The sequence below is a fragment of the uncultured Oscillibacter sp. genome (assembly GCF_947654275.1).
Classification (GTDB): domain Bacteria; phylum Bacillota; class Clostridia; order Oscillospirales; family Oscillospiraceae; genus Oscillibacter.
This window is the reverse complement of record NZ_CANTJS010000082.1, coordinates 1-7583: the sequence shown is the minus strand read 5'-3', so window position 1 is coordinate 7583 and position 7583 is coordinate 1. Positions and strand designations below refer to the sequence as shown.

Genomic DNA, 7583 nt, shown 5'->3' with positions numbered 1-7583 from the left:
TCCTTCGCGCCTCTTCCCTTCGCGCCTCTTCCCTTCGCGCCTCTTCCCTTCGCGCCTCTTTCGTATGGGGGATAGTATACCACAGTTTTCCGAAATTTCCTAGAGCCTGTTTTGAGAAGGGAGTCCGTTTCCGCATTTTTATGGTAAATAAACATGAAAAGCATCAAGTATGCTTTTCACTGGCGGTTTCCGCCGGAGCCGCTGAAAGCGGCCGGTTTATTTGACTTCATAGTTCAGTAAATGTGCGCTTTGCGCACTGGAAGGCCAAGAGCCGCCGGTTGAAAACCGGCGTTTTGCCAGTTTTCAGCTTTACTGACTATATCAGGCGGCGGCCCCCGTGCAAAAGCCCTTCATGGGCCGCTTCTGTTCAGGGACGGAGGCGGGAGCGAAAAATTTTTTTCCTGAAACTCTTGACAAGGCTGTTCATACTGTATATACTGTTCATGTACAGTACAAACGGAGGAACATCCATGGAAATCATCATCCGCAATACCGTGAATCAACCCATCTACGAGCAGATATACACCCAGCTGAAAAACCAGATCATCGCCGGAGAGCTTCAGCCCGGAGAGGCGCTCCCCTCCATCCGGGCGCTGGCCAAGGACCTGAAGATTTCCGTCATCACCACCAAGCGGGCCTATGACGAGCTGGAGGCACAGGGCTTTTTGTACACCGTGGCAGGCAAGGGCTGCTTTGTGGCGGAGAAGAACATGGACCTGATTCGGGAACAGCGGCTCCGGGAGCTGGAGGAGCATCTGACCCGGGCGGCGGAGCTTGCGAAGAGCTGCAATCTCAGCCGGCGGGAGCTGGAGGAAATTCTGCGGTCGTTACTGGAGGAGGAGTTTGCATGAACGCAATTGAACTGTCCCACATCCACAAATCCCTGGGCGGATTTGCCATTCAGGACCTGAGCCTGACGGTGCCCAGCGGCACCATCTGCGGTCTGGTGGGCGAGAACGGGGCCGGAAAATCCACCACCATCCGCCTGATGATGAACGCCCTGACGCCCGACAGCGGAACCGCGAGGGTCCTGGGGGTGGACGCGGCCTCGCCGGAGTTCCGGGAGGTGAAGGAGGACGTGGGCGTCGTCCTGGACGAGGCCTATTATCCCGAGACCCTCACCGCCGTCCAGGTGGGAAGGGTCATGGCGGAGACCTACCGCCGCTGGGATCAGAAGCGCTATGAGGACTTTCTCGACCGCTTCCAGCTGCCGGGGAAGAAGCGCTTCAAGGACTTTTCCAGGGGCATGAAGATGAAGCTGTCCATTGCCGTGGCCCTGAGCCACCAGCCCAGACTGCTGGTGCTGGACGAGGCCACCAGCGGCCTGGACCCCATTGTCCGGGACGAGGTGCTGGAGATTTTCAACGAGTTCACACGGGAGGAGGACCACTCCATCCTGATTTCCTCCCACATCCTCAGCGACCTGGAGAAGCTCTGCGACTATATCGCCTTCCTCCATCAGGGGCGGCTGCTGTTCTGCGACGAGAAGGACCGGCTGCTGGAGACCTACGGCGTTTTCGCAGGCACGGCGGAGCAGCTGGAGAGTCTGCAGAGGGAGGCCGTGGTGGGCCGGGAGGCCAGCGGCTTCGGCGGCGTCCGGGCCCTGGTGCGCCGGGAGGAGGTCCCGGCGGGGCTGGAGCTGGAGCGGGCCAGTGTGGAAGACATCATCCTCTTCATGGTGAAAGGAGCAAGGAAATGAAAGCGCTGTTGTTAAAGGATTTATACGTGATTTGGAAGCAGATGGGAATTTTTCTGGTGGTGGTTCTGGCGATGTCCCTGGTGAACAGCACCTTCAACTGCGTGTTTCTGGTGGTCTGGTGCTCCATGCTGCCCTACACGTCCATCGCCTATGACGGGCAGAGCCACTGGGACCAGCTGGCGGCCATGATGCCCTATTCCAAGCGGGACATCGTGCTGAGCAAATACGTGCTGGGCTGGCTGTGCATGGCCGTGATGGGGGCGATCTGCACGGTGATGCAGACGGTGGTGGGCCGTTTTCTCTCCGGAGAGGCCACCGAAGGCGGCATCCTCCTGATCAGCCTCTGCCTGGGGATGATCTCTCTGGCAATCACCCTGCCCGCCGTGCTGCGCTTCGGCGTGGAGCGGGGACGGATGATCTTCCTGGTGGTGATTTTCGGCGTGGCCGCGTTGGCCGGAATCGCCCTGGACGCCACGGACCTCCGGTTCAGCCTCCCCATGCCCCTGGAGGCCCTGATGCCCGCGGCGGCAGTCGTCGCCACGGCGGTGTCCATTCCTCTGTCCATGAAGCTCTACAGGGTGAACTGAAAGGAGCGCAAAATGCCTCATATACCCCATCATCTGGTCCTGCTGCTTCTGCTGCTGCCGCTTCTGGACCGGCTCTGGAAGCTGTGGAGGAGGCGAAGATAAATGATGAACGTGAAACGCTGCCCCATCTGTGATTCCACGGACGTCGTCCGGGTGCCGGACAACGCCCACCGGTATCTTGCCAACAGCATCTGTATCACCCGGCTTGCCACGGTGAAGCGGGTCCCCGTGGCCCGGTATGTCTGCTGCGCCTGCGGCTATGTGGAGAACTGGGTGGAGACTCCCCGGGAGCGGGAGGAGATACGGAAGGCCTTCGGGTAGATTAGTAATTAGGAATGAGGAATTAGGAATAAAGCATCCGGCAGAGGCATCTGAAAGATTCAGGCGCCCTTGCCGGATGTTTGGGTTTCGCTGTGGTTTTCCAGTCTGCTGAATTCCTAATTTCTAACTCCTAATGCCTCATTGGTTTTGCAGGCTCCGCTCCAGCAGGCTCATCAGCGTCTCCGCGTGCCGGTAGGAATCCTCGCTGAGGCTGTTCAGCAGCCTCGCAAGGCAGGGGTCGGCGGTGTCGTCGGCGGAACGGGCGTAGTTCAGCCCCGCGCAGGCGGCGGCGTGATAGCGCTCCCGCAGCTCGGCGCACCAGCGTCCCGCCCGGGGCCGGGACCCGCTGACGCTGGGGCGGTAGAGCCCGCCGGTAATCAGGTAATAGGCCGCCGACAGGCTCCGGGCGTGGGCGGCCTGGTCCGCCGCAATGTCCCGCAGCCGCTGCCGGGCCCAGGAGGGGGCCTGCCGCGCCAGGGACAGGATGGCCCGGCGGTCCGCCAGCTCCATTTCGATATAGCCTGTCAGCACGTTCAGCAGCTCCGCCGCCGCGCTGCCCATGCAGCAGGGATTCTGAGACGCCCCGGGGAGCTGGCTTTCCGGCGGGACGGCGGGGGCGGCGGGGACGCTGGGGGGCACCGGCACGGCGGGGGCTTCCGGCTGGGAGGGCAGGGGTGCGCCCTGGGCCGGGGGGGCGGGGGGCGGCGACTGCCGGGCAGGGTAGGGCTCCAGGGTGGGCGCCACCCGCTGCCAGATGCGGTCATACTGGCGGAAGTCATAGAATTCGGGGGTATGTACGGTTTGTTCCATAAAAAGTCCCTCCTTTTTTCCCAGTCTATGCGCCGGGGGAAATTTTTGTACCTGTTGCCAATGCCACAGGTATCTATCCGGCATCTGGGTAAAATAGAGTGAAATCCGTCTGATAACCGCCGGGCCGGTATGAGAGCCTGTTTAAAATCTCCCCGCACACGTCTTGACAGTGTATTTTCCGCCCTGACTGCGTTAAAAATCCTTGCCATCCGTCAGGATGCCTGCGGATTTTTGCCTTGCAGGACAAAAAATCCCCTCGCCAATACGCACACGTTGAGATATTAAACAGGCTCTGAGACGGATTTGAGGAAGGAAGAAATTTTCGGCGCTGTGTTGCGTTCTTTTGTCAAATCTGCTACAATGCAGTCAAAAAGGCCCGGCTCCGCGCCGGGCGTCTGGAACTCCAAAGGAGGACTTTCCGCTATGCTGGAACTGAAATCCCTCAGCTACACCGTCCATGAGAGCGGCGGCGAGCTGGGTATTCTGAATGACATCTCTCTCTCCATCGGTGACGGGAAGCTGGTGGTGTTCACCGGCCCCAACGGCGGCGGCAAGACCACGCTGGCCAAGAGCATCATGGGCCTGGTTACCCCCACAGCCGGTCAGATTCTCTGGAACGGGCAGGACATCACCGGCCTGGGCATCACGGAACGGGCAAAGCTGGGCATCAGCTACGGATTCCAGCAGCCCCCCCGGTTCAAGGGGCTGACGGTCCGGGACCTGCTGACGCTGGCCAGCGGGGACCAGAAGCTGAGCAAGGACCGCTGCTGCCAGTACCTGACCCGGGTGGGCCTGTGCGCCAACGACTATCTGGACCGGGAGGTGGACGCCTCTCTCTCCGGCGGCGAGGTCAAGCGCATCGAGATTGCCTCGATTCTGGCCCGGCAGGGGAAGCTGATGATTTTCGACGAGCCGGAGGCGGGCATCGATCTGTGGTCCTTTGCCCGGCTGACGGAGACCTTTGAACAGCTCCACGCCGCCGGCGGAGCTACCATGATTATTATTTCCCATCAGGAGCGGATCATCTCTCTGGCGGACGAGGTGATCGTGGTGGGAGACGGACGGCTGCGCCACCGGGGAACGCCGGGGGAGATTCTGCCTCAGATTCTGGCGGATACCCTGGGCGGATGCCCGGTGCTGAGAAAGGAGGCGATGGCGCAGTGATGGAGACTGTGATTGACCGCGAGCTTCTGGAAAAGATCGCGGACCTCACCGGAAAGCCCGTGGGGGCCTTCAATATCCGCAAGGACTCCGGCTGTGACGGCCGCCAGTCCACGGAGCATATTAAAATCACCTCCAAGGAGGACAAGCCCGGCATTGATATCCGCGTTCTGGACGGCACCAAAGGGGAGACCTGCCACATCCCCGTCATCATCACGCAGACCGGACTGAGCGAGCTGGTCTATAACGATTTCTATATCGGAGAGGACTGCGACGTGGATATTGTGGCGGGCTGCGGCATCCACAACTGCGGAGAGCAGGAGTCCCGCCACGACGGCGTGCACACCTTCTACGTGGGGAAAAACTCCAAAGTCCGGTATACGGAAAAGCACTACGGCGAGGGCCCCGGTACCGGCAGCCGGGTCATGAATCCCCAGACCGTTGTATATCTGGAGGAAGGGGCCTCCATTCAGATGGAGACCGTTCAGATTCGGGGCATCGACTCCACCAGGCGGGACACGAAAATAGTCTGCGGCAGGGGGGCGGAGGCGGTCGTCACCGAACGCCTGCTGACCCACGGGGACCAGACGGCGGAGAGCGACATGGAAATCATTCTGGAGGGCGAGGGCTCCAGGGGCCGGGTGATTTCCCGGTCGGTGGCGCAGGACCGGTCCAGTCAGGTGTTCTATCCCCGGATGGTGGGGAACGGGGCGTGCTTCGGGCATGTCCAGTGCGATTCCATCATCATGGGGGAGGCAAAAATCAAGTCCATCCCCGCCATCACCGCCAACTGCACCGAAGCCCAGCTGATTCACGAGGCGGCCATCGGCAAGATTGCCGGGGACCAGCTTTTGAAGCTGGAAACCCTGGGCCTCACCGAGGAGGAGGCCGAGGACTGCATCCTCAGGGGCTTCCTGGCGTAAAGAAGAAAACAGCGGAGGACCGCCGGCCCTCCGCTGTTTTTTTGCTTTTTTTGCTTTTTTTGCTTTTTTGCTCCTGTTTTTTGCTCCTTCAGTCCTTTTCCAGCTGTTTGGCCAGCCGGTACAGCATGGTACAGAACTGCTGCCGGGTGACGGTCTCCGTCAGCTTCAGGTCCCCGGTGCTGTCGCCGGTGAGAATGCCGTTTTTCACGGCCCAATCAACGCCCTCCTTGTGGGCGGGGCTGGGTGTGTTGTCCAAGGGTAGTTCCTCCTTCGTTTCATAGAGGGGGCGCACCGCCCCCACAATCTGACTGTTGGGCCGCCGCTTCCGGCAGACCTGGCCGCCGTCGCTCTGGCTTCCGGCCTCGCTGGTGTTGCCCTCAATGGCGGTTATGCCGGTTTTGGTGACGGATTCGACGATGCCCGTGTGGTCCGTGGCGGCTCCGCCGGGGAAGTCGTAAATCACCACGTCGCCGGGGCAATAGCCGCCGGTGACCCACTGGCCCGCCGTCTGCGCCGCCCGCATCAGGGCTCCGCAGGAGGCGGTTTTCAGAGGAAGGGGCACGCCGGTTTGGTCGAATACCCACTGGACAAAGACCATGCACCAGGGGTAAGCGGCGCCGGAGACGTCCCGGCCATAGAACCACGTGTTGTATTTGACCCGGTTGGACCCCGCCGGGCTCTCCTTCACGCCCAGCTCCTTCCGGGCGGCGGCAAGAATGGTTTCGGCGTTTGGCATCAGTACCTCCTTTGCCGGCCGCGGGGGGACATTCCCCGGCGGCGGATGTCTCTGCTGTTCGTTTTCATTCTATGCGGCTCCCCCGGCTCAGGTTCCGTCCTGCTCCTGGCCGGGAAGCCGGTCGATGGCCTCCTGGAGCTTCTGGGACTGACTCCCGAAGTAGAAGGCGATGACCACGGCGTATACCGTCATGAAGTCCTGGGAGATGGTCTGATGCAGGGCCATGACGGCGAATACCGCCGTCAGCGTCAGGGTCACCAGGGATTTGACGCTGAGAAGATTTCCCAGCCGCTTGAATATGTATTCGTTCATTTCGTGTCCTCCCTGCTGCTGCCGCGGCCGGACAGGACCGCGCTCACCTTGATGCCCGCCAGCAGGAACGCCTCCAGACCCCCGGCCCCCAGGGTGTACTGGATCAGCGTGTCCGGTACCGCCCCCTTGACGCAGAAAACGATGGTCATGGCCGTGATGAAGGCCAGGGCAAAGCCCCCCAGGGCCAGCAGGATGATGTTGGATGTTTTCATTTCTTTACGCTCCGCTCTCCTCTCTCTCACAGTCCCAGCCGGCCCAGCAGGAAGGCGGTCACCGCCGCCGCCGCTGTCCAGAGGGATTTTTCCGCCAGGGTTTCCCAGCGCTTCCCGGGCTTCTCGCGCTGGGTCTCCTGCCATTCCACCAGCTTGTCCAGCTTCTCGTCCATGGCGGAGATTTTTACCTCCAGCTCCGCGTCGTGCCTGATGCGGATTCTCTGGTCGGCGTAGTAGCTTTCCCGGAATTCCGACTCCTTCTGCTGGCCGGTCTCCAGGGCCCGGATCCGTTCCTCCAGCAGGGCCAGCCGGGTGCCGGGGTCCGGGTTTCGCGTCTCTGTCATGCTGAATCCTCCTTTCCCTGTATTTATGAAGGGCCGCCCGTGCCCCCTTTGTTGCACGCCGCCGTGCGTCCGTCTGAAAAAAGTCCGCTCCGCCAGTTGTAGCGGCCCGTCCCCCGAAAGCGTGGAGGAAGAAGGGGCGGGGACAGAGCCCCTCCCCCCAGCTTGTCAAAAAACAGCATATGTAAAAGTATCGGAAAGGAAGATAGCTACGAAAGGAACCCATCAGGGGTTCCTTTCGTTTTCAATCAAAAGTTTTCAGAACTTCTCACGGGTTCTGAAAACTTGCTCAGGCTGTCGAAAATACTTTTTCGACAGCCTGAGGGGCGGGGACAGAGCCCCTCCCCTGCAGGCGTGATTGCGGGGCTGCAGGCGTAAAGCCTGCTCCCACCTTCTGATAAAATGCGTGAATAGACACTCCCGGGAGACAGGGAAATCAATTTTCAAGAATAGTACAAATATCCGAGGGATTCAGGAGACA

At 60.7% G+C, this 7583-nt stretch carries 12 protein-coding genes; 7 read left to right on the top strand and 5 right to left on the bottom strand.

Annotation, left to right across the window (positions count from 1 at the left end; genetic code table 11):
* The 5 genes from Q0063_RS13855 to Q0063_RS13835 form a co-directional block, all read left to right on the top strand.
* A partial coding sequence (locus Q0063_RS13855; protein WP_297872551.1) for a hypothetical protein occupies positions 1 to 224 on the top strand: 224 nt, incomplete at its 5' end.
* 246 nt (positions 225 to 470) lie between these two features.
* On the top strand, positions 471 to 851 hold the full coding sequence (locus tag Q0063_RS13850; RefSeq protein WP_297872550.1) for a GntR family transcriptional regulator: 381 nt from the start codon (positions 471 to 473) through the stop codon (positions 849 to 851).
* On the top strand, positions 848 to 1699 hold the full coding sequence (locus Q0063_RS13845; protein ID WP_297872549.1) for an ABC transporter ATP-binding protein: 852 nt from the start codon (positions 848 to 850) through the stop codon (positions 1697 to 1699). Before Q0063_RS13850 ends, Q0063_RS13845 begins: the two co-directional genes overlap by 4 nt.
* Positions 1696 to 2286, top strand: a complete 591-nt coding sequence (locus Q0063_RS13840; RefSeq protein WP_297872548.1) for an ABC-2 transporter permease — start codon at positions 1696 to 1698, stop codon at positions 2284 to 2286. Before Q0063_RS13845 ends, Q0063_RS13840 begins: the two co-directional genes overlap by 4 nt.
* A gap of 102 nt (positions 2287 to 2388) precedes the next feature.
* Positions 2389 to 2607 carry a hypothetical protein gene (locus tag Q0063_RS13835; protein ID WP_297872547.1) on the top strand — a complete coding sequence of 73 codons (219 nt, stop codon included), beginning with the start codon at positions 2389 to 2391 and terminating at the stop codon, positions 2605 to 2607.
* 138 nt (positions 2608 to 2745) lie between these two features.
* Here the strand turns inward: Q0063_RS13835 and Q0063_RS13830 are convergent, their stop codons facing one another.
* Positions 2746 to 3417 (bottom strand): ferritin-like domain-containing protein, encoded by a 672-nt coding sequence (locus Q0063_RS13830; protein ID WP_297872546.1) that lies wholly within the window; start codon positions 3415 to 3417, stop codon positions 2746 to 2748.
* A 423-nt stretch (positions 3418 to 3840) separates the two neighbouring features.
* Between Q0063_RS13830 and Q0063_RS13825 the strand changes: the two genes are divergently transcribed.
* Both Q0063_RS13825 and Q0063_RS13820 read left to right on the top strand, forming a co-directional pair.
* Positions 3841 to 4581 (top strand): ABC transporter ATP-binding protein, encoded by a 741-nt coding sequence (locus Q0063_RS13825; RefSeq protein WP_297872545.1) that lies wholly within the window; start codon positions 3841 to 3843, stop codon positions 4579 to 4581.
* Positions 4581 to 5501: a SufD family Fe-S cluster assembly protein gene (locus Q0063_RS13820; RefSeq protein ID WP_297872544.1), complete on the top strand. Its 921-nt coding sequence runs from the start codon at positions 4581 to 4583 to the stop codon at positions 5499 to 5501. The genes Q0063_RS13825 and Q0063_RS13820 overlap by 1 nt, the downstream gene beginning before the upstream one ends.
* A gap of 88 nt (positions 5502 to 5589) precedes the next feature.
* On the opposite strand, the gene Q0063_RS13815 is transcribed toward Q0063_RS13820, so the two are convergent.
* The 4 genes from Q0063_RS13815 to Q0063_RS13800 all read right to left on the bottom strand — a co-directional run bounded on the left by Q0063_RS13815 (position 5590) and on the right by Q0063_RS13800 (position 7105).
* On the bottom strand, positions 5590 to 6237 hold the full coding sequence (locus Q0063_RS13815; protein ID WP_297872543.1) for a CHAP domain-containing protein: 648 nt from the start codon (positions 6235 to 6237) through the stop codon (positions 5590 to 5592).
* An 87-nt stretch (positions 6238 to 6324) separates the two neighbouring features.
* Positions 6325 to 6549, bottom strand: a complete 225-nt coding sequence (locus Q0063_RS13810) for a hypothetical protein (protein ID WP_297872542.1) — start codon at positions 6547 to 6549, stop codon at positions 6325 to 6327.
* A complete protein-coding gene (locus Q0063_RS13805; RefSeq protein WP_297872541.1) occupies positions 6546 to 6761 on the bottom strand; it encodes a hypothetical protein in 216 nt (71 codons plus the stop codon). The genes Q0063_RS13810 and Q0063_RS13805 overlap by 4 nt, the downstream gene beginning before the upstream one ends.
* 26 nt (positions 6762 to 6787) lie before the next feature.
* A complete protein-coding gene (locus tag Q0063_RS13800; RefSeq protein ID WP_297872540.1) occupies positions 6788 to 7105 on the bottom strand; it encodes a hypothetical protein in 318 nt (105 codons plus the stop codon).
* Between the last annotated feature and the right edge of the window lie 478 nt (positions 7106 to 7583).